The sequence below is a fragment of the Roseivirga seohaensis genome (assembly GCF_001592945.1).
In the GTDB taxonomy this organism is placed as follows: domain Bacteria; phylum Bacteroidota; class Bacteroidia; order Cytophagales; family Cyclobacteriaceae; genus Roseivirga; species Roseivirga seohaensis.
The window spans coordinates 43,873-65,898 of the sequence record NZ_LRPB01000002.1 but is presented as its reverse complement, the minus strand read 5'-3'; the positions used below and the strand labels follow the sequence as shown (position 1 = coordinate 65,898).

The following is a 22,026-nucleotide window of genomic DNA, read 5'->3' as shown; positions in this document are numbered from 1 at the left end:
GATTTTTGTGGGTGGACTATAAACAAAGATCGGGTCTCCTTTTTTTAAAAGAGACCCGATGCTAAACTTATCAAGTAAACCTTAACGACTTACTAATTATTTTTTATCTACCAAGTAGTTTACAAGGGCCAGTAATTCTGGAAGACTTTTTACGCTCCCCATATTCACCAAGTATTTTCCATTTACTACTAAAGATGGTACGCTGGCAATACCTTTGGCTTCCCATTCTCTAGCCATTTTTTTGGCTTTGGCTTGTAAGGTTTTATCGGCAAAATATTTATCTACTTCAGCCTTGCTCACGCCCTTTTCTTCAAACATCTTTTTAAGGGTGCTCATGTCGTCAACCGTTCTCATTTTAACATGAATTTGATCGAAAAAATACTGAAGTAATTCTGCGCCCTTAGCACCCATATTCTCCATAATTACAAATGCCTGAACAATTCCTGCTTGCATTGTTGGGTTATCATGCGGGATGTAATCAACATGCGATTTTTCGAATTTTGTACCCATTTTCAAACCCGCTTTCAGTTGTGGCATCATAGGTTCAAACTGAAAACAGTGACCGCAATACATTGAGAAAAACTCAGTTACTGTTGGGGCAACAGTAGCGGTTTCAGACACCACCGTGTAATGTACTTTTTCCTGATACTGACCAAAAGCCGATCCTACTCCTACTGTCAACAATAATGCTATTAATAGTCCTTTCATGATTTTTTATTATGGTGCCGAAACTACAAAGTTTAGTGGGTTAGAAAAAGGTTTTTTTATATAGAGAAAAGCCTAAAGCTCCTATTAATCATTGCTGTTTCCGATAATTGCCGCTACTCCTATGCGCACACCAAAATCTTTCGCTTTCCAGCCTTGAAATGATTGAATGAACTCCACCCGCAATACTCTGAAAATATTATCGATGGTATACCCCAGTTCGGTGTAATTATCAGAAGTTGGCGTGGCTAAATAGTTTACAAACAAATTCTCTTTCAGCCCACTTAATCTGAGCATTGGCAACTGCGTAAACACAAATTTTCTAAATCTGATGTGCGTAAAAATAGAAGCATAATCATCGGAAGTACTGTATTTATAATAATCGAGCAGTCGATAACCTCCAGTAACACTCATAGGACTAAAAGGAAGTCGGTTACCTTGGAAATGCTTAAAATCTGTAAAAATCATTTGAGAGGTATTGAAGAATTTACCTGCCTCTCCTTCAATGTCAATTTTTGCCCTTACTCCTAAATCGAAGGTGGTTTTCAAGCCAAATTCTACCTGATCGAACTGTGTGTTGCTGCCCAAAACATCGTTAAATGCTTTTTTGTAGGAAAGCCTAAAGGTTGGTGAAGAATCCTCTAAAGGAATCAATCGGCCATTATATTTTCTGAATTTCAACCAAGGCTTTACAGTAAAGGCAAAACTAGAGATCAGGGCTTTACTGTCTACAAAACCGCCCACAATGGTTTCGTTATTGGTAGGCTGATTGGTTTTATATTCACGATTTTCTACATCAAAAATGCTATAATCGGTGGTATTGAACAGCTCACTTCTGCTGGCCCATTCTAGCTTAGCGCCAATGGTATAACGGTAGCGGAAACGCTTGGCAAAACTGACATTTGCGTAAGTTTTTTCGTAGTATTTGGCAAAGTTCTTTTCGGCCAAAAGGCTATAGAGCGAATTGCTCAAATCATCAATGGCAGTAGGGTTAAACTGCTCAATGTAATTTCCACCTTGCACTCTGAAAGTACCTCGCTGTTCATTTTTACCAATTCCAAAAACGCTTTCTACCTTGGTATAAAGCTGTTCTCCAGAAAAACCATAGCGTACAAAAGGCGAAATTCTTAAACGAGCTGTGGTATCTTGTCGCCATGAAAATGTACCTGTGAAATCTAGGTTCAATCCCTCCACGGTATTAAAGCGAAGTCTTGGTACAAAACCCGCAAAATCAAACCTCAATCGATCGCCCAATTTGTAATAGCTGCCGAAAAGCACATCTCCAATTTTAAATTTCGCTCCATTTTTTAGTCGAAGTGTATCTGCTTCTGCTTTAGCCTTGTCTGCAAAATAGGTACTGTCTTCGCGCTGATAGCCCACAATTTCTTTTTTCGTTAAGGGCACTGGCCTTCTGGTTACCCAATACAACGAATCTTTTTTGGTGGCTAAAGAGTCGATGTTGAAGTAGTAATCAGAAACTACATCTACTTCACCGGCTTCTTTGCGTTCTTCCTTGTCGTATTCCTTCATCAGTTTTTTAAACTGCTTGCGCGAAACTTCTTGATCTTCTTTGAATACTTGATTTACGCCCTCTTCTACATTACCCGATTTAATGGCTTTGATTTCTTCTGGAGCAGCCTCTATTTTCTCATCGATAAGAATTACCGAAGGGTCTAAATCTTCATTTTCGGTTACGGTGTAATCACTTACCGAAGCCAAGTAATTATAGCTGCCAGCCAAGCCAAAAATGGAACCCGAGAATTCAAACTTCTGCGTAACGGGCATCCAGATTTCGCCTTTTATAGGCGCGAAAATCTGCTCAATTCTAATTTGAAAGCCCATTAGGCTGGTGGTTAAATCGAGGGAGTGAATGTTCCAAAAGTCTTCTCTGATATAAATCACCCCTTCAAATAAATCATCGCCTTTGGAACGTGGCGTTACTCTAATCTTATTGATTTCATAGCCGCGTTCTCTAAAGCTGCCCTCATATTTAAACTTGTAATAGGAAAAAGCTCGGGGGCTTAAAGGAGAAACTGCATTCACAACTTCTGGTAGATAAAAACTGCTGTTGATATAGGCGTTTGGGTTGGCATTATCGCTTTCTTGGCCCGTAGTTCTTACCGAGATCACCTTCTCTTTAAAGGTATTCGGCCTTTCGAAATAGATCTCACTAACCGATTCGGACGTGTACACTTGCGAAGTATCAATTCCTTCTTTCTCAAAAGTTTTTCTCAAAAGCCAAGGCACTTTGGTGATTTGGCCTGTTCCCTTCATATACACCTCTGCCGAATAACTGTCGTTTTGCAATAAATGATATTCCGCTTTGGCAATGGCCTTGCGCATAATCGTGTAAGAAGGGTCTTCAGCATTAGCCTCCACCGTAACCGATGCCAAATTGATGACCTGTGGCTTCATAACGATATCGACCGTCTCGAAACCAGCACCTACCTTTATATTCTTGATTACGGTAGCATAGCCCATAAACTGGTATGTAACTTGATAATTTCCTGGCTGAAGTCGGTATTCGTAAAAGCCATCGAGGTTAGATGAGGTGCCCGAACCGACTTCTTTCACATAAATAGAAGCAAAGGGAAGTGCTTCTCCGTTCTCGTCTTTAATAGTTCCTTTAATGCCTTGCGCCATTGAAGGGAATGAAAATAGCAGCAATAAGGCTACAAAAAATTGTTGTTTTAACATGGTTTGAGTTTTGTGTTGACCTGCAAATAAAGTACCTCTTTTTCTTAGGTTCATTATCTGCTTTGTTAATAGACGTGAAGAACAACAAGTTTGGCGTCTGGGTTTGAAAAAAAATCTTAAACCCATTTCCCTAATTCTTATTGATAGAATTTTTTGAAGCGAATGTAGTCGGCTACGTTTTCTGGAAGAAGGTATTGAACGGAGTGTTCATTGCGAATGGCATCGCGAATAAATGTAGCGGAAATGTCTAGCATTGGCGATTCCACATACTTAATATTTTCGTGCGCTACTTTAATTTTAGAGCGATCTACTTGCGGACGTGGATACACATAAAGGCCATAATTGTCTAAAATGGCCTGATAGTTTTTCCACTTGTGAAAATGCACTAAGTTGTCTTCTCCAATAATCAACACAAACTCGTGTTCGGGGTGTTTGTCGGAAAGATAAGCGAGAGTATCGGCTGTATAGCTAGGTTTGGGCATGTGAAACTCCACATCAGAAGCCCGGAATTTAAAGTTATCGGCCACGGCCAATTCTACCATTTTCAGTCGGTCGAATTCGTGAAGGAGGGTTTTGGAGCTTTTGAAAGGGTTTTGCGGGCTTACCACAAACCACACCTGACCCAAATCAGTCTGGTCGGCCATAACATCGGCAATTACCAAATGACCAATATGAATAGGGTTGAATGAACCAAAAAAGAGACCGATGCGCAAAATCTTATTTGTTTAGGAAGTCAGAAACTAAAATCTCTGCGTTTGCAAAAGATTCTTCTAAGTTTTCATTGACTAAAGTAACATCAAATTTGTTTTCAAATGTCATTTCGAATTCCGCACGATAAAACCGCTGCGAAAGACTTTCGGCCGATTCAGTACCTCTGCCTGTTAATCGTCTTTTTAGTTCTTCCATAGAAGGCACTTTAACAAAGACGGCTAGGGCGTCATCGCCAAAATATTGCTTCAGCTTTAAGGCTCCTTTCACTTCAACATCAAAAACCACATGACGACCTTCGGCCCAAATGCGCTCTACTTCTGATTTTAAAGTGCCGTAATAGTTGCCGGTATACACTTCTTCCCATTCCACAAAAGCATCGTCTTCAATCTTCTGACGAAATTCTTCTTTGCTGAGGAAGTAATAGTCCTTTCCGTTTTCTTCGGAACGGCCGCGTTTATCGCGTGTACTGGCCGATATTGAGAAACCTAGCTGTGGGTTAGTTGCAAGTAGGTGCTTTACAATGGTAGTTTTACCCGACCCAGAAGGTGCGGTGAAGATGAATGCTTTTCCTTTGCCCATGTTACAGACCGATGCTCTTTTTTATGGTATTGGCAAGGTCTTCAGGGATTTCCTGCTTGTGTTCACAAAGCTTTTGCTTTATGGTTTCTTGCACACATTTTTCCCTTTCGTAATTACCGTTTGATTTAACACAGGTTCTAATTTTTTCTTCAAAGATGGCGCGCGACTCTTCGTCTGCTTCGTTATCTAGCACTAACTGAATAATTTCAGAAAATCTCTTTTCATCCACCAAGTTACCCCTGTCACAATAACACTCTTTGAAACTATTTTTGAACCAGTCTGAGAACTCACTCATGGCTATCATTTTATTTGTTATATCCCATTTCTTTTGCGTACGAAGAAAGTTTTTCCTTCAGCATGTTTCTTGCCCTATGCAACCTAGAACGAACGGTTCCAATTGGAATATCCAAAATCTTAGACATTTCCTCGTAGGTAAACCCTTCTAAATCACTTAGAATAATCACTGTTCTAAAATCTACTGGAATGCTGTTCATTGCCAGTGTGATTTCATCACCAATCATGTGTTGAACAGTTTCAACCCTTAAATCGGTGGTGATGCTTTCATCTACATCATCAGAATTGTAGTATGACTCAACTTCATTATAATCAACCTTAGCGGGCTGCTTGCTCTTTTTACGGAACTCGTTAATAAAGCTGTTTTTCAAAATGCGGAACAACCACGCTTTGGCATTAGTTCCTTGCTCGAATGAGTTGATAAACCTAAAAGCCTTTAAATAAGTATCTTGTACTAGGTCTTTAGCATCATCCTCATCGAATGTAAGTCGATACGCAAAATTGTACATGGAATTAACATGTGGCATGAATTCCTGATCAAAAACACGAGCGGCTTCTTTCTCGCTGTATTTCTGCCTTTGCGTCCCCTGATTTTCTTTGTTCACAGCTTCTTCAGACATGGTGCAAAAATAGTAAATATTAATTGCGGTATCCTAAAATTAGGGTGTAATAAGGGTTTAAAAGGAAAGTTATAATATCCAAAATTTACAGTTAAAGACGCCCCCTAATAATCACAATTTGAATGAAACAATGTATGTATAACCGTTATTCTTAGCATTTTTCAGAAGTTCAGAAACCTCAAAGGAAAGATTACCCCCTACTAAATCCTCTTCCTTAAAGTTCTCTATCGTTTCAGAAGACAGCACACTAAAGTATCTACCGTCCTTTATTAGTTTAGGATAAAACAGCTTTAAGCCTCCACCAATGGTGAATTGAGAAAATAGTTTTAGTTGCTCTTCTTGATACAATGCCATTACGTTTTTCAATTTCTTCGATCCGTTTGTCTCGTAAAATTGAAAAAGCATATCATCACCGCTAATCAACAAACCCCTGATCCAACCTTTGTATTTGCCGCTTCCTACCTTGTCAATAAATTCTCTAATACGATTAGAATACAGCAAGTCTTCCGTGTACTCCAAACCTTGAAAATCGAAAACAAGGAGAGGGATAAGTTGATCCAACGAAGAATTTAATTGATATATCGTATCAGAAAGCGGTTCGTAAAAAATGATATCGTTAGACTCTGTCTTTATGAAAGGGGCTGGGTTAGCTATAGTGGAAACAATGCTTTTGTCTTGAGGCTTAAGCTTATCTATGATTTCAAAGTCCTCATCTGCGACAAATATTTGGTAAGGATTGGATTTATCATCACTCCAAGCATTGTTAATCAGCCACTTCTTACCAACTTTGAACAGGTCTCTGGCAAAATACTCCACCTTTTTTTCTCTGATGAACTGACCTTTAGCATCATAAGTCAAAAATTTAAATAGCCTCGAATCAAATATGACTATTTCTCCCCTCTCCTTATCAACAAAAAAGCATTCTAAAAACTTGAATTCACCTGGCCCCTCTCCTCTTGACTCTATTCTTTTTATAAGCTCATAAGACGAATTAAAAATCAGGATTTGGTGAATACGATTGTCGAACAAAACCACATTTGTCCCTAAAAAATCCATATACTGAACATTGCCTATGAGCAATTGCTTATCATTCACTAAGGGGTAAAATTGAATATCATTTTTTTCAAAATCTAAATCCCACGTCTTGATCACGTCTTGTGACCCTATCTCCACGGTATTTAACACTTGCGAAGGGTTATTCGACTTAGAGCAAGATATAACAGAAAGGAATCCAAGAATTGTTATACACAAAAAAAAGAGTTGCTTAAGGCCATACATAAGTCGTTAATTTAAACTGAAAACTTAATTATACACAGAGGTTCTGTACGAACTCTAGAATACATGTGGCTAAAACGGCATCACCTCATGCTCAAAACCTTCTATTACCCCCAAACCAAAAAGTGCGAAATCATATTTCACGGGGTCATTCGGGTTTAGCGTTTTAAGGTTCTCGGTAAGTTCAATGGCGGTTCGCCAATCGGTTTGCTTTCTGGTGATTAGCCCTAATTTTCTAGCAATTCTATCTACATGAACATCGCAGGGGCACACCAATTGGCTTGGTGAAATATTCTTCCATATCCCAAAATCAACACCTTTATCGTCTTGTCGTACCATCCACCTCAGGTACATATTCAGCCTTTTACAAGCTGATTTTCTGGCAGGCGTGGCTATATGTTTCCGGGTGCGCTCAGGGGCATCGGGCAAAGCAAAAAAGGTATTATGAAAGTGAATAAGGCTGTTGGCCATATCTGTATCTCCAAGCTTTATTCCTGCCAAAAAAGCTTGTTCAAGTGAATCATGTTGGCTGTAGAAATCTTTAAAGAAGGCAATAAAATATAGCGTATCGGTGGTATTGAAAGTACGATGCTTGAAATTCAGCAAACGCTTTAAATCAGAATCCTTATGATTCATTATAAAATCATGCGGAGCGTTATCCATCAGGCCAAACAACTCATTGCACTTGTTAATGATAGTAACACGCTGACCCCAAGCCAATACAGAAGCCCAAAAACCAGTAATTTCTATGTCTTCCTTTTTAGAAAACTGATGAGGAATTACGATTGGATCGTTTTCAATAAAATTCGGTTGATTGAATTGCTCAACCTTAGCGTCTAAAAAATCTTTGAGTTTATCGGAAATCAACTGAGTATTGGGTCTGGTGGTTTAAAACTACTCCTTTATCACTTCCAATTTCCCTATTTCGCTTTGCTTCAGGGTCACGTTTCCTTTTTCGCTTATCGCTTCTTTCACTTTCAAACTACCCACTTGAATATATAATTCTGTAGGCTCGCTACCTTCTAAAAGGTTAACCGTTTTTACGGCAACCTCCCCTTCAATCACAAAATTTACTTTTTGGCCTTTAATATTCACGGTAGAACTTTCGCAAGGCACCACACCAATTGCTTCTCCATTTTCCTTGTTCGACCAAATATTTGGGTCGTTCCAATCGCCTGATTTAACCGCCCAAAGTTCTTTTTTGCAAGAAGTATCAAATGGAAGAATCGTCAGTTTGGCTTTGGTAGAAGTATAATTCCCAGACATATCTGACACAAAAAGGTCTACTTCATTTTCGCCCAAATTTGCAGAAGTAAACTCCCTTGGCTCCGTCCAAAACTCGCTAATTTGAGCATTATCCTTTGTGCAGCCTTCTTGCTTTGAGAACATCTGGAAAAACTCATCTTCACGGCTTCCGTCTGGTTCAAAACCCATCCAGTTTTCTCTCACAACAATCACGGCATCGCTACAAAGTTTGGCCAATGCCTTAGCATCGCGAACTTCTAACTTGCCATTTTCATTTAAATACATTTTAGCCGGCTGACTTACAATTACTGGCTTTAAAGTATCTTCAACCGCGATATTCACCATTGTAGAAGCTAAATTACCACGGTCATCCTTCACAATAAAGGCCACTTCGTTTTTCCCCAAATCGTTGTAATCAAATATAGATTTATTGAGGGATGCGTTATAGCCAGCACAGCCAGCTGTAGAGCCATCATCCATCAGATTTGCGTCTGCCTTTGCCAAACCGTTTGCCGCTAAATACACCGTAGCATCTTTCGCCTTGGCTACTGGAGCTGTCAAATCATAAATTGTAATAATTACTTTTGTAGTTGCTTCGTTACCGCTTTTATCTACCACCCGAGCTATCACTTCATTCTCACCCAAGTCATTGCAGGTAAAGGTGGTTTTACTTAATTCGAAAAGTTCAATGCCACAATTATCTTTTGCACAAGGGCGTTCTTGAAAAAACTGTGTTTCACCCGCTCCAGGCACAGGGTTCGGGCTCGGACTGGAATCAATCTTTCCACACCGCCAAAGAATTACGTTTTTGGGATCAACTTTAACAAATTCCCCATTGGTAATATTTGCCCGAATATTTCGGACTGCGATGGTCGGAGGTATGTTATCTACTACCTTCACTAAGGTGGTTCCATAATAAGTGGTTCCGTTTGCTCCCACCCCTTTGATCGTTACATAATTTTCACCCAAGTCATTACAACTGAAATTTGACTTTGTCAATTCTCGTGAACATTCCACTCCAGCGCAAGGCCAATAACAATCCTCACTTAATAAATCATCAATTTTCACCCTTCCTTTTCCATTCGCATCCAGTGCCAAAACATAGGGCTGCGTACAGGTAGTCATTAAATAATTTTGAAACTTAAGAGTGAATTGTCCTATTGGCTTTCCCTCAATAGGATTGTCGACTACAATGAAATACTCCTCACCTTCTCGCAAACCAGTGAACAACAGTTGGTCTGACTTGACAGGGTAACCAAAAGCAGTACTCGCCAATTCTTCATCTTTAGCGTTGACCAAAGCCAGCTGAATGTAGGATTCTTGTCCTTCAACGGTAACAATAATTTTATCGGAAGCGGGTGCTTTAAACTTAAACCAAACGCTTCTGCTGGCCCTACTTCCCCAGCGGCTATAGTAAGTTCCGTCACCCGATGCGCCATTGGCACTAAACTGACCTTCTTTAGAAAAGTAGTTTCCATTCGGGCCTAAAGGAAGTTGAAAAGCAGTTTGGCGGGTATCGTTTGTAGGAATTTGAAAAGCAAAAGCCTGACTTTTCAGGATAAGAAAAGCCAAAAAGATAAAGATCATTTTGGCATAAAATTTCCTCATATACTATTGGAAATAACTCAGTTCTACTAGAAAACGGTTATCTAAAGCTTTTAGCTGATCGTAAGCACGCTTATTGAGTTTGATCAAAATATTTTGATTGTCGGCTGTATCAGGAATTTCACCCACCACACGCACATACACCGTAAGGTTATTCATGCGGTTTTTCACCTTAATTACAGTACCTACTTTAGCCGTTTTATGTAGCGCTAAAAATTTAGTAGACGATTCATCTTCAATGATTAGCTCAGCCTGACCTTCTTCAACAATTTCATTGAAAGGACTACCATTGTACGACTCATTGGCTATTTCTTCCACACCAGTACTTACAGGGTTGGTAACTTTCTGAGTGGTGTCCGTCACTTTTGGTTTCTCAATTGGCTTTGCAACAGGCTTTTCCGTAGTAGTGGTTGTTGGCGATGTTACTTCTTGGGTAGTTTTGGCAGCTACAGATATTTTTAGCGTTTGACCTACCGCCAAGGCATTAGAAGTTAGACCATTCAGTTTTTTTATTTCGTTTACATCCACACCATATTTCTGTGAAATGGCAAAAAGTGTTTCACCAGCTGCAACCGTATGATTTTTAGCAGCTTGAGCAGAATTTTTGGTTGGAATTTCTGCTTGCCCCATAGGTTTTCCGTAAGGAATATTAATGGTTTGCCCTACTTTCAAATCATTCACCAGTTCGGCATTCTTTGCCTTTATTTCGGTTACGGTGGTTCCATACCTGCGCGCCAATGAATAAAGTGTTTGACCAGACATCACTTTATGGATTACAAAGTATTTATCACCTTCTTTTTTTATTCCTAGCGAGTCTGCTTGACTAAAGCTTGACGTTGCCGCCAATACTAACACCATCAAACTCAACAAAAACTTTCTCATAAATCCTTGATTAAATAGCATTTGACCTCACGCTTTTCTTTGACAAATATAAGCTGTTCATTAACGATATAAAAAGTATCTGAGGCCAGTCCTTTACTATGTTGCGCTAAAACTTCCGTCAAAACAAGTTCGCCATTTGCATTAAAAACATAAAGCCTATTGGTCAAATTCTGTTCCAGCTTTTCGTGTGCTGAAATAAAAATCAGGCCTTCGTACTCTAAATAATCGCAAGCCCCCACCAAATCTACCTCTGCAAATTCCTTTAAAAAACGAACCACCGTAGTAAAGTAATTACTGTCGCCCGTGTAATGGAACGGAAGAATTAGGTTTCCCGACATAGATTTGACGGAAAAATCTTCTTCCGTTTCTAAAATTTCGTTACCTGAGCGAATATCAATCGTAAAAACTTCAGCTTCTTCTTCATTTACTTTTAAAGAAAGCGCATAACCATTCAAACCCCGAACATTAATATTATCTACCGACCAAACAGCTTCTTGGGCATTAACATCAAAGCCAAAAACAGAGCGTTCATCTATGTTTTGGGAGTCATTAAAAATCTGAAAAACGATTATTTCACCCACAAAAGCATAGACCGTTACCCACCAATTTTCATCAAAACCCAAAGCCTTCAATTCAAACTGATGGTTATTTAGGTTGAAGAGTGAAAAAGTAGCTTCCATGGCATCTCCATTTCGGCAACTAATCAGCAACCGATCGCTGGAAAGGGCGGTTTCCCAAATATCTGTAGGGAATACTTCCGAAAACTGTAAGTGAAGTTGCTTTGGCAATGCGTTTCTTTGTATTTTGACACAAAAATAGCCTATTCAAAGGCCTATCAAAGCGATGTTGAAATTTGTAAGAAGAATAGGGTTGATTTTCCTCGCCATTTTGTTTTGCGCAGGGCTTTTTGCGGAATGGAATCCTTTCCAAGACCCCACCAAGAAAAGGATTTTCGTGATGGAAATCCGTAATGATATTGATCCGCGGATGAACCGTTATGTGGATTTGGCACTTGACCAAGCTACTGAAGAAAATGCGGATATCGTGATTATTGATATGGACACTTATGGCGGAGCGGTAAACGATGCTAACGATATTCGCACCCGAATTTTAGAATACGAAAAGCCGGTTTGGGTATTTATCAATAACGATGCAGCCTCGGCTGGTGCGCTGATTTCAATTGCCTGCGACAGCATTTACATGGTACCAGGCGCCAACATTGGAGCAGCTACGGTGGTCAATGGAGAAGATGGAAGCCAAGCGCCAGACAAATATCAATCTTACATGCGATCGATTATGCGTTCTACAGCCGAACAAACGAATCGTGACCCTAATATTGCAGAAGGCATGGTGGACGACCGAATCGAAATTGAAGGCGTTACCGAAGCAGGCAAAACCATTACGTTTACTACTTCCGAAGCCATTAAAAATGGTTTTTGCGAAATGCAGGTCACCAGCATTGAAGACATACTTGCCAAAAACAACATTGATAATTATGAACTTATCAATTACGAATTGGCCGCTTCTGAAAAGATCATTGCTTTTTTCCTCAACCCATTTGTGAGTGGAATTTTAATCTTGGTAATAGTAGGCGGGCTGTATTTTGAGCTTCAAACACCGGGCGTGGGTTTTCCATTGGCAGCAGCGGGTATCGCTTTAGTTTTCTACCTTACCCCTTACTACCTTAATGGGCTTGCGGCCAATTGGGAAATTGCAGTGCTATTTATCGGGATTGTTTTAATAGCATTAGAAGTCTTTGTGATTCCCGGTTTTGGTGTGGCGGGTATCGCTGGTATCTCCTGTGTAGTCATGGCGCTCATTTTCGTGATGATCGATAACGACTTCTTCAACTTTGATTATGTACCTTCTGGTGAACTAGGCACCGCAGCGGTGGTGGTTTTTGCAGGAATGCTCGGAGCCATGGTGCTGATATTCAGTCTCGGCTACCGATTTACAGAATCCAAAATGTTTAGCAAAGTGGCCTTGATGGGTGAACAGCGCAAATCAGATGGCTATACTTCGTCTTTTTACACTGCGGATTTAATGGGGAAAGAAGGAGTTGTCTTCTCCACTTTAAGACCTAGCGGTAGGGTAGAAATCGATGGTGAAATATATGATGCCTACACTCGTGGAGAATATGTTGAAAAGGGCGAAAAAATAACGGTAATTAGCCAAGAAGGAACCTCCTTAAAAGTTAGATCGAAAAAAGTATGAGCGACAATCACGCTGAATTTAGTCCCGAAAGTTTAATGATGAGCTTCGGACATGAACCTTCATTGGTTAGAAATTCAATCAAAAACCCAATATTTCAAACCTCAACTTTTGAGTTTGCCACTGCCGAAGAAGGAAAAGCCTATTTCGAAAAAGTATATGGTGGTGCTGGCGCAGACGAATCGAGCAAAAGTTTGATTTACACTCGGCTTAATCACCCTAATTTAGTCACCGCTGAAAAACGACTTTCTTTATTGGATGAAGCAGAAGAATCGGCATTTTTTGAAAGCGGAATGGCCGCTATTACTACTTCGCTTTTAGAAATTTGTAAAGCGGGTGATTTGGTACTGATGTCTTTCCCTATTTACGGTGGCACCGATGCTTTCATCAAAAACTTCCTTCCAAAATTCGATATCCAGTCGCTAGCTTTTAGTCCGGACATGACGGAAGAAGAAATCGTAGGCTTAATCGAGGCCCACCCAAGAAAAAACAGACTGGCTTGTATTTATGTAGAAACACCTGCCAACCCCACCAATACCTTAATTGATATTGAAATGACAGTGCGCATTGCGGCTCGTTTTTCAAATCAAGACAAGAAAACCATTGTAGCGGTAGACAATACTTATATGGGGCCGCTTTGGCAAAAACCAATCAATCATGGAGCCGATCTAATCATGTATTCGGCTACAAAATACATTGGCGGCCATAGCGACTTGATTGCTGGTGCCATTTCTGGAAGCAGTGCACTGGTTTCAAGAATCAAAAAAGTGCGCAGCGGTTTGGGCTGTATGGCTTCTCCTTGGACCTCTTGGCTCATCAGCCGAAGCTTAGAAACGATTTCTTTACGCATGGAAAAACAAGCTTCGAACGCAGCGAAATTGGCGGATTTCTTACGCGACCACCCTAAAGTGGACAAGGTATATTATGTAGGGCATGTTGCCGAGGGGCATAAACAATATGAACTGGCAAAAAAACAAATGACTTCTGGTGGTGCCATGCTGGCCTTCGATGTAGTCGGTGGCGAAGCTGAAGCTTTCCGTTTTTTGAATGCCGTAAAATTAGCCAAGTTGGCCGTGAGTTTGGGCAGCACAGAAACACTAACCTCTCATCCATTCACAATGAGCAGTTCTAATATGAGTTTAGCCGACCGTGAGGCCGTGGGCATTACGCCAAGTATGGTTAGAATTTCGACAGGGATTGAAAACCCAGACGACCTTTTAAAAGATTTCGCACAAGCTTTTGAAAAAGTATAATGTCAGAAAAAGGTCAAACGCTTTACGAACGCATTGGCGAAGAAAACATTCTTAAACTCGTGGATGATTTCTATGCTATGTTGGAGCAGGATGAACTCATCAGAAAGATGTATCCTGAAGATCTATTGCCTGCCAAAAACCGACTCAAGTTGTTTTTTATTCAAGCCCTGGGCGGCAGACAAACCTATACTGATGAACGCGGACATCCGATGCTGAGGCGCAGACATTTTCAGTGGGAAATTGGCACCGAGGAAGCAACACACTGGCTCAAGCACATGCATGCGGCCTTGGAAAAAGCCACCTTCCCCGAACCTGAAAAAGACGCTTTCTGGGAATATGTGTACGGTGCCGCTCAGCATATGGTGAATAAGTAAGGTAGATCTCTACTGAACCTAACTTTCCAAAAGTTTAGAACTTTTGGAAAGATTTAAAACTGCTGGCAAGTTTCGGAAACCTGTCAGACCTGAACGATAGAAATAAAGTTTTATCAAAGCACACAAAATACAGATAGAAATGTATCTTGGCTTACGCAAAAAACGCTTCAACTATGCTCTCTAAAGAATCTCAGAATCAACTACGCAGCAGATTATTTCAACATTTAGATGGTATTGGCACTGCTCCAACGGCTTATGCTTTAAAGCAAAAAGGAGTTCTTCAATATCTACTGGAGCATAAAGAAGCATCGCTGGAAAAACTCACCCAAGAGTTCAAAGCAAACGAAGGCTATTTGAATGTTGGGCTTCGGCTTTTAGCTTCGCAAGGCTGGTTAACCCAAACGGTGAATAATGCCAAAGATGAAATCAGCTACTCCATTACCGAAAAAGGAGTTTTAGCATTTCCATATATCGACCTATACAAAGAAGTGGTTGAGCTTTTGAAGTTTTCAGAGAACTTTCATCCTAGAAAATTTGAGGTAGAACCATTCCGATTGCTGGAGAAGATTTTCGACAATTTTAAGCAGAATTACGACATCAGCTTTTCTGAGAACGCAACAGAAAAAGCTGTTCAAGAACAAATACTTGTTCATATTGAAGGTATTTTGATCGGGCCAAGTATTGTTCACATGAGCATGAACGGCATGTTCCATAAGTACTTTATGGAGGCCAAATTCAGACCTGAAGAATTTCATAAAGACACTAAAAACTTTAAGAAACTTCTAGATATTTTCACCTATTTAGGCTGGTTTACAGAAGTCAATGGTAATTACGAATTCACCGAAACAGGTCTCTTTTATGCCAAAAGGGCAAGTGCCTATGGCGTTACCGTATCCTACATTCCTACGTTCAGAAAGTTAGAAGACCTGATTTTCGGTAACCCAAAAATACTCAAAGAAATCAAACCAGGCGAGCCTGAAAACCATGTAGACCGCGCCATGAATGTATGGGGAAGTGGTGGCGCGCATTCGGGTTATTTCAAAGTGGTTGACGAAATCATTGTCGAGCTTTTTAACAAGCCTATTGAGCAGCAACCAAAGGGAATTCTAGACATGGGCTGTGGAAATGGCGCCTTCCTTCAGCACTTATTTGATGTAATTGAGCAACAAACCCTAAGGGGTAAAATGCTTGATGAACACCCACTGATTTTGGTTGGGGTAGATTATAATGAAGCGGCATTAAAAATCACCAAAGCCAACCTAATTCAAGCGGATATCTGGGCAAAAGTAATTTGGGGAGATATTGGTCAACCGGCATTATTGGCCAAAGACCTAAAAGAAAATTACGGAGTTGAGCTTAGTGAACTTTTGAATGTAAGAACCTTCTTAGACCACAACAGAATTTGGGAAATGCCAACCCACATTAACAAAAACAGGGTCAGTAATTCGACAGGAGCTTTTGCTTTTGTAGGAAAACGCATCAACAATAATTTGGTGGAAGACTCACTATTAGAGCACTTCACCAAATGGACACCTTATGTAGAAAAATTTGGTTTGTTATTGATCGAATTACATACGGTTGCGCCTGATTTGGTAGCGAAAAACTTGGGCCGAACTTCTGCCACGGCCTATGATGCTACACATGGTTTTTCTGACCAATACATCGTTGAGGTTGATGTGTTTGTTAAAATACTAGCCGAAGCGGGCTTACACCAAGACCCTACTAAATTCAGGAAATTCCCGAACTCCAACTTGGCGACAGTAACGGTAAATCTTTTTAAAGGGGAAGGTTAGACATAATAATCTGAGGCATTCAAAGCCCCGGTATCATACTCTTTTTTACTGATTCACTTGAAAGGCCTTGTGCTACAATCATATCAACATTGTAAGGTTCGATTACATCCGAAAAGGTGATAAACACAAAATCACTTTCCTCTGACTTAAATTCAAATTTTTGCCTTTGGTTTAACTTTGGTAGCACAACCTCTAAGGAAATCCCATTAGTCTTATTCAAATACTGTTTGAAGGAATAGCTAAATCGGTGTGAAATATGGTTTTGCTTAATGTTCTCATCCAAAATCATCTCTCCATTCGCATAAAGTTGAACATGAACTGTATCCTCACTAAAGAGTACATTATTTAGATAAAACCGAGAACTTCTATCGGCTGTGAGGTAGACAAAAACATAGAGTACGATAACCGATATAATTAAAGCCCATGTCGGTTTTGAAGTCATATTCAGCGCATGTTAAACACTCCTAATTTATCTCATTCCTGACCTAAAACAAACCCACGAGTGAGTTGCTACTTTTATTTTCGCCTTTGTGGGTGTTGTCACCCGCAAACCACCTAGGATAGTGAACGTTTAGCACTAGCCAGGACGCTATTTGTGGGTAAGAAAAGGCTGTCATTAAGCCTCATCTGCTTGTTGGAAACAACTCCAACAAGGGCGGAAGACCCTGACTTTCCTAGCTACTGGACATAGACAAGAAAGAAAGAATCTGTGGTCGAGTTTGGGGTCTACTCAATTCATAAAGTGAGATTATATTAATATGATCTAAGTTTCTATCTTTCATGGTTAAACAAACAACACATGAAAGAGATAACCTTAAAAGAACCTGATGAAATATCTGCTTATTTCAGAGGTAAGATAATCCAAGAAGTAATTGAAGTTGAATTAAGAATTGATGTTTGTATTGGTCGTTTCTTCTCAACAAAAGAAATAGACAAGGTTATAGATGTCATAAAAATGTTCGATGTTTCTCAAGGAATGCTTCATACAAAGCAATTATATTTATCATATATACTGAACTCATACTATCCTCAAATTTTAGAACAGTTTCCTAACTTCTTCACGCAATTAGAAGAGGTGATTTCTATTCGTAATAGAGTCGCCCACAAAAGGTATGATATTAACAATAGAGACTTTTCGAAGCTTCAATGGCACGGGTTTAATAGAAGCAAAAAGGTTAATGCTAAAGAGTATATTATAGAAGAGAAAGAAGTTAAAAGAGTCTTAAATATCTGTTCTGAATTATATGTTGCTCTAATTTATTTAGATGTTGAGATAACAAATAAGTGGAAAAACAAAGGCGAGAAAAACTAATGCGTCACGCATCCGTCTTGTCTTACTGCCTTTGTGGGTGTTTTCACCCACAAACCACAAGGACATTGCCCTTTTGACACTAAAGGACGCTATCTGTTGATAAGAAAAGGCTGTCATTAAGCTTATTCAGCTTGTTGGAGACAACTCCAACAAGTACGGATAACTATCACCACGCATAGATATGCTCTTGAATCAGAACATAACTTGAGTCATCAAATCTATACACATATAAAACAAGGCTTTTACTATTTTTTAACCATTGAATCTCCAGCCTGAATATCCAAATATGAATTAAAATACATACTATTGACCACAATGGAGGTGTCTTCAAAATAGCATTTCAAATCTCCTCTTCCCATTACATCTAACCCCATTACTACTCCTTGGAAAGTCGACTCAAAGAACTCATCCCTTTGATCTCTATCATTCGGGGAGTTAAGCCATATCACCAGTACAGAGGATACCATTAATATTGCGAAAATATACAGCCTTATTCGTCTCATAGATTATAATTGTTCCATAGACTACTCTCTCATGTATCAGCCGCCTTCCATCTAATACCCACATCAGGTTTTTGTCAACAAAGCATTCGGCTTTTTAAGTACTAACTTTTTACTTCAACTGCCTATTGGAACAAAGGCAAGAAAGACCACACTAACCCATTGTCAAACCCATCATTATAAAGAGTGCAATAACTAAAACCCCTACCCAAACATTAGAACTATTCACAAGCCATTTTGGAGATACATTCTTCATCTTAGCATCCTTAACCAGCTCTTTAATAGTAGGAGTCGACCTACTATCTCTCTTAAAAAAATACAAAACCTTCAAAATCAACCACTTCACAAATGCTCCCAAATATTTCACCAATTCTGGTATTAAAGCTTCCATTGTTGACTTTCTGTACTATAATTTTTGAGCCTTTAATTTACCTACCTAAAAAGGTCTAAAGAGCTTAGTAACTAAACTCCAGTTCTTGATTTAGAAAATATTGCCCCAACTTCTTTTTAAAAACTATCACGGTCATTTTTTCTTTCAACTTGACTATTGAGTCATTTACTTGAATATCCACAGTTTCATTAAAAGAAACCTTATTCAAGCCCACAACAGTGTCTCTCAAGGAATAAAACTGACCCTCTATCACCCATTTCAATAGATGAAACTATCCCGCTGAATTCAGCTCTATAAAACTCCCTTCTAAATTTTCTCTTATCAATTGAAGTTAAAGTAGTCCCAATCAAAAAGATCATTAGAAAAACAATTATAAATGTTTTCGCCTTATCCATAACATTCGACTCAAAACTATAATTACTGCTTTACTCATATTAGCCAATAGAGCACCTTGAAAAGTGATTCGCTAATAATAACCTGTTTTTGAAAACCTATGCCTCCGAGCTTGGTCTGATAAAATGTATCTCACAAGATGTATAATATCTAAGTCTTCAGGTTCTTGAGCCATAGTATTATCAAACGACTTAAATGGGTTTCGCTTAGGCAAAAAGTTGAAATGAAAATCCGACTCGCCCTCAACCCCAATGGTAAGTCTAACCAATCTAGGAATGATTTTACTCTCTTTCAGAAGGAAGAAACACCTGTCATTTAATTCAAATATCTTATTCTTAGCACAGAAAAAAAGCTTCCTATCTACCCGATAGAAACTAACTCTTCTACCAAAATAGTAACCAAACCATCCCCTATTTTCATTCGACAAATAATTATCATCAATCCAATTCCTGTCGTCAATTAGTTCCAAAAAATTATTAGACGCATCAACAATCATTACCGGTTTATATCTATGGTAATTCAATAAGTAAATCATAGCACCATTTAATCTCCAATTTATCTCTTTCCTACCCCAAAACAAATCCACCGAATACCTAAGGTATGAGAAGCAGTTTGAGTTTTCTATGAATCAAAATCATTCTCGGTCAGCCTCACAACTCCAACAAAGGCTGGAGATTCCTGCTTTTGGACAAGATATTAAATCACTTCAGAAGCAGATTTCCTTATGTAGATCCAATCCTTTCCTCCTGAAAAGATCACTTCTCTTTCAAGCGTGAATCCGTTTTTCAAATAGAATTTAGCCAGCCCAGCATCTTCAATCGAGAGCCAAAATGGATTGTTAGGATACATTTCGAAAATGGATTTCAACCACAGATCACCTAGGTTTCTCCCTCTGAAATTCTCAGCTATCCAAAGGTAACCAATGTATAAATATCCATTATCGAAATAGTATTCAGCTATTGGACGGTAGCTATCTGTTTCTGAGGTATTGGCAGAAAAAACCAAGCCCCCACCAATTAGCTCTTCGTTCAATTTAATTCCATACAGCTTCACCGATAGCCTAAACTCTTCCCAGTTCGATTCTAATTCTAACTTCCAATCATCGGGAAGCATTTCAAAAAATAACTCTGGGGCATCAGAAATATCAATGATTTCTGCAGTTGGTTTAGGGGATTCTTCGGCCACAATAAAATGAGCTAATTGGATTATAATTTTAGCAAATGTAGACCAGCAAAATCAATTTTCAATGAATCGATAATCATTGATTGAAAACAAAAAAACCCGATAGCCAAAATGACTAACGGGGTTCAAAAATTCTTTAATCTAAAGCTTAGGCATTCACTACTCTAGGCACTAAAACACCCTTTGGGGTGGTGCCAAATTGCTTTAAAAAACGCGTATGAGAAGCTACAGCACCAAAGAAGGTCTCGTGCTCTACATAAGGAAGGTCATGTTCCTTTGCTGTCTCTTTCACTATCTGAGCAATTTTAGGATAATGCACGTGACAGATTTTGGGGAAGAGGTGATGTTCAATTTGGAAGTTCAAACCTCCGAAAAGGTAGTTTACAACTTTGTTCTTAATGGCAAAATTTGCCGTTGTATGCATTTGCAAATCTGCCCACGGCATTCCAATTTTCCCATCCTTCTTCGGTTCTGGAAAAGAAGTTCCTTCAATAATATGCGCCAACATAAAAATTACCGCCACGGTAAAGCCTTCTAACAAATGACCAGCGATAAAGCCAAAAACAACCCAGTACCAAGGCAAATCAATTACGATAATAGGGATTACCAAAAACACAGTGTAATACAATGCTTTGTAAAAAAACAAACGGAAAATCTCTTTTCTCGGGAACGTCTTTCGGTAATGTCCGCCTAATTGGTGCTGAAAAAATTTGACATAGTCCTTTACAAACACCCACGATACTGTAGCCAGACTGTATAAGAAATAAGCATAAATATGTTGAAAACGGTGTACCCACCATAAATCTTGGTTGGGTTGAAGCCTCAAAATAGGCGGTTGATCTATGTCTCCATCGTGATCGGGAATGTTAGTGTATGTATGGTGCACTAGGTTGTGGCTAATTTTCCATACATAATCGTTAGCTCCCATAAAGTTAAATGTTAGCCCCAAACGCTCATTCAGTTTTTGGTTTTTGGTATAAGACCCATGAATTGCATCGTGAGCTATGTTTAAGCCGATCATGGCCGAAAAGAAGCCATGTGCCAATGCCAAAAAGAACATACCAATTGGGCTTATCAAGCCTGAAATCACTAAAGCATAGGTAGCTATCCAGCCTATTAAAATCCAAATGGTTTTAAAAACCATTTGGCTATTAGCTGTTTTAGATATATTGTTTGAGGTAAAATACTGATCTACTCTCTGAATGACATCCTTTTGAAAACCGTCTTGGGTAAATTTATCAAAGATTACTTTCTGGAACTTTTTTTTTGAATGGGCAGTATTGTGCTCTGAGGCATTTGGATTCATAGGCTAATTCTAATCTCTAGGCTGGACGGGAGAGTTGTCGGACAATATAGTTAGTTAAGTTCCCGAAGCAACGGTTATCGCCTAAGCTACGAATTTTTCACCAGTCAGCTACCATATGACAGACATTAAAACATGTTCACGTTTATGAAAACTGACTAATAGCCCTATTATTAATATTGGATACAGCTCAAAATAAATACACTTAAAAACGACATATTTATTTAAAACTAAGATAATCGCGTTTATACTAGATTTCGTTTACAATTAAGCAAAACTACTTTATTGTTTAAAACACCTAAATTGATAGAAGATTCAGGTTTAAGTTTCCTTCAAAATAAGGTTGGAAAGCTCTCTACTTGTCATCATACCCCCTTTTCGCCAGATCATTTCCCCGTTTTTAAAAAGAATAAAAGTGGGAATACTCCTAACTCCAAATTTTTGTGCTAAAGGCTGGTTTTTGTCTACATCAATTTTAATGATTTTAACTTTCCCCTCGTGAGCCTTTGCTACCTCTTTCAAAACTGGCGCCATAGCTTGACAAGGCCCACACCAATCTGCATAAAAATCTACCAATACTGGAGTTTCTTGTGATACTAAACTTTCAAACTTCCCTTTCATAACATTGCTTCCTTTGCCATGTTCAAAACCCCTCTTTCTGAAGATTTGTTCCCTGGCCAAGTACTGAAAGAACGATCTGA

23 protein-coding genes are annotated in these 22,026 nt (G+C 39.1%); 5 read left to right on the top strand and 18 right to left on the bottom strand.

Features of this window, described 5'->3' with window-relative positions; all coding sequences use genetic code 11:
• Positions 1 to 96: 96 nt before the first annotated feature.
• The 11 genes from AWW67_RS01335 to AWW67_RS01285 form a co-directional block, all read right to left on the bottom strand.
• Entirely contained in the window at positions 97 to 708 is a 612-nt protein-coding gene (locus AWW67_RS01335; RefSeq protein WP_062299695.1) for a thiol:disulfide interchange protein DsbA/DsbL, read from the bottom strand.
• Between the two features lie 84 nt (positions 709 to 792).
• Positions 793 to 3,456 (bottom strand): DUF5686 and carboxypeptidase regulatory-like domain-containing protein, encoded by a 2,664-nt coding sequence (locus AWW67_RS01330; RefSeq protein ID WP_062299693.1) that lies wholly within the window; start codon positions 3,454 to 3,456, stop codon positions 793 to 795.
• A gap of 83 nt (positions 3,457 to 3,539) precedes the next feature.
• Positions 3,540 to 4,115: a nicotinate (nicotinamide) nucleotide adenylyltransferase gene (nadD, locus tag AWW67_RS01325; protein WP_062299692.1), complete on the bottom strand. Its 576-nt coding sequence runs from the start codon at positions 4,113 to 4,115 to the stop codon at positions 3,540 to 3,542.
• Between the two features lie 4 nt (positions 4,116 to 4,119).
• Entirely contained in the window at positions 4,120 to 4,692 is a 573-nt protein-coding gene (gene gmk, locus AWW67_RS01320) for a guanylate kinase (RefSeq protein ID WP_053224978.1), read from the bottom strand.
• A 1-nt stretch (position 4,693) separates the two neighbouring features.
• Positions 4,694 to 4,987, bottom strand: coding sequence for a hypothetical protein (locus tag AWW67_RS01315; protein ID WP_132644114.1), 294 nt, complete (start codon positions 4,985 to 4,987; stop codon positions 4,694 to 4,696).
• Positions 4,988 to 4,997: 10 nt separating this feature from the next.
• Complete coding sequence (locus AWW67_RS01310; RefSeq protein ID WP_053224980.1) at positions 4,998 to 5,606, bottom strand: sigma-70 family RNA polymerase sigma factor; 609 nt, start codon at positions 5,604 to 5,606, stop codon at positions 4,998 to 5,000.
• 111 nt (positions 5,607 to 5,717) lie between these two features.
• Positions 5,718 to 6,779, bottom strand: coding sequence for a DUF4934 domain-containing protein (locus AWW67_RS01305; protein ID WP_221405243.1), 1,062 nt, complete (start codon positions 6,777 to 6,779; stop codon positions 5,718 to 5,720).
• A gap of 174 nt (positions 6,780 to 6,953) precedes the next feature.
• Positions 6,954 to 7,748 (bottom strand): TIGR02757 family protein, encoded by a 795-nt coding sequence (locus tag AWW67_RS01300; protein ID WP_375596900.1) that lies wholly within the window; start codon positions 7,746 to 7,748, stop codon positions 6,954 to 6,956.
• A gap of 27 nt (positions 7,749 to 7,775) precedes the next feature.
• On the bottom strand, positions 7,776 to 9,734 hold the full coding sequence (locus tag AWW67_RS01295; RefSeq protein WP_062299686.1) for a hypothetical protein: 1,959 nt from the start codon (positions 9,732 to 9,734) through the stop codon (positions 7,776 to 7,778).
• Positions 9,735 to 9,737: 3 nt separating this feature from the next.
• Positions 9,738 to 10,613, bottom strand: a complete 876-nt coding sequence (locus AWW67_RS01290; protein WP_176699978.1) for a LysM peptidoglycan-binding domain-containing protein — start codon at positions 10,611 to 10,613, stop codon at positions 9,738 to 9,740.
• A complete protein-coding gene (locus AWW67_RS01285; protein ID WP_062299683.1) occupies positions 10,610 to 11,401 on the bottom strand; it encodes a DUF4905 domain-containing protein in 792 nt (263 codons plus the stop codon). Before AWW67_RS01285 ends, AWW67_RS01290 begins: the two co-directional genes overlap by 4 nt.
• A 55-nt stretch (positions 11,402 to 11,456) precedes the next feature.
• Here AWW67_RS01285 and AWW67_RS01280 point away from each other — a divergent pair, with 55 nt between their 5' ends.
• The 4 genes from AWW67_RS01280 (at position 11,457) to AWW67_RS01265 (ending at position 16,244) form a co-directional block, all read left to right on the top strand.
• Positions 11,457 to 12,827: an NfeD family protein gene (locus AWW67_RS01280; protein ID WP_176699977.1), complete on the top strand. Its 1,371-nt coding sequence runs from the start codon at positions 11,457 to 11,459 to the stop codon at positions 12,825 to 12,827.
• A complete protein-coding gene (locus AWW67_RS01275) occupies positions 12,824 to 14,077 on the top strand; it encodes an aminotransferase class I/II-fold pyridoxal phosphate-dependent enzyme (protein WP_062299681.1) in 1,254 nt (417 codons plus the stop codon). The genes AWW67_RS01280 and AWW67_RS01275 overlap by 4 nt, the downstream gene beginning before the upstream one ends.
• Complete coding sequence (locus tag AWW67_RS01270) at positions 14,077 to 14,451, top strand: globin domain-containing protein (protein ID WP_062299680.1); 375 nt, start codon at positions 14,077 to 14,079, stop codon at positions 14,449 to 14,451. The genes AWW67_RS01275 and AWW67_RS01270 overlap by 1 nt, the downstream gene beginning before the upstream one ends.
• Before the next feature lie 173 nt (positions 14,452 to 14,624).
• The gene (locus tag AWW67_RS01265) at positions 14,625 to 16,244 is read left to right on the top strand and encodes a class I SAM-dependent methyltransferase (RefSeq protein WP_062299678.1); all 1,620 of its coding nucleotides are present in this window, start codon (positions 14,625 to 14,627) and stop codon (positions 16,242 to 16,244) included.
• A gap of 19 nt (positions 16,245 to 16,263) precedes the next feature.
• Here the strand turns inward: AWW67_RS01265 and AWW67_RS01260 are convergent, their stop codons facing one another.
• Positions 16,264 to 16,686, bottom strand: a complete 423-nt coding sequence (locus tag AWW67_RS01260; RefSeq protein ID WP_062299676.1) for a hypothetical protein — start codon at positions 16,684 to 16,686, stop codon at positions 16,264 to 16,266.
• Between the two features lie 357 nt (positions 16,687 to 17,043).
• Here AWW67_RS01260 and AWW67_RS01255 point away from each other — a divergent pair, with 357 nt between their 5' ends.
• Positions 17,044 to 17,556 carry a hypothetical protein gene (locus tag AWW67_RS01255; protein ID WP_062299674.1) on the top strand — a complete coding sequence of 171 codons (513 nt, stop codon included), beginning with the start codon at positions 17,044 to 17,046 and terminating at the stop codon, positions 17,554 to 17,556.
• Between the two features lie 245 nt (positions 17,557 to 17,801).
• Here AWW67_RS01255 and AWW67_RS01250 read toward each other — a convergent pair whose 3' ends face one another.
• The 6 genes from AWW67_RS01250 to trxA form a co-directional block, all read right to left on the bottom strand.
• Positions 17,802 to 18,059 carry a hypothetical protein gene (locus AWW67_RS01250; RefSeq protein WP_141655349.1) on the bottom strand — a complete coding sequence of 86 codons (258 nt, stop codon included), beginning with the start codon at positions 18,057 to 18,059 and terminating at the stop codon, positions 17,802 to 17,804.
• A gap of 151 nt (positions 18,060 to 18,210) precedes the next feature.
• The gene (locus tag AWW67_RS01245; protein WP_062299670.1) at positions 18,211 to 18,447 is read right to left on the bottom strand and encodes a hypothetical protein; all 237 of its coding nucleotides are present in this window, start codon (positions 18,445 to 18,447) and stop codon (positions 18,211 to 18,213) included.
• A gap of 466 nt (positions 18,448 to 18,913) precedes the next feature.
• Positions 18,914 to 19,375 carry a hypothetical protein gene (locus tag AWW67_RS01235; protein WP_141655348.1) on the bottom strand — a complete coding sequence of 154 codons (462 nt, stop codon included), beginning with the start codon at positions 19,373 to 19,375 and terminating at the stop codon, positions 18,914 to 18,916.
• A 161-nt stretch (positions 19,376 to 19,536) separates the two neighbouring features.
• The gene (locus tag AWW67_RS01230) at positions 19,537 to 20,025 is read right to left on the bottom strand and encodes a GNAT family N-acetyltransferase (protein WP_062299665.1); all 489 of its coding nucleotides are present in this window, start codon (positions 20,023 to 20,025) and stop codon (positions 19,537 to 19,539) included.
• A 145-nt stretch (positions 20,026 to 20,170) separates the two neighbouring features.
• Positions 20,171 to 21,328, bottom strand: a complete 1,158-nt coding sequence (locus AWW67_RS01225; RefSeq protein ID WP_082793947.1) for a fatty acid desaturase family protein — start codon at positions 21,326 to 21,328, stop codon at positions 20,171 to 20,173.
• Between the two features lie 318 nt (positions 21,329 to 21,646).
• A complete protein-coding gene (trxA, locus tag AWW67_RS01220; RefSeq protein ID WP_053224999.1) occupies positions 21,647 to 21,946 on the bottom strand; it encodes a thioredoxin in 300 nt (99 codons plus the stop codon).
• Positions 21,947 to 22,026 lie beyond the last annotated feature (80 nt).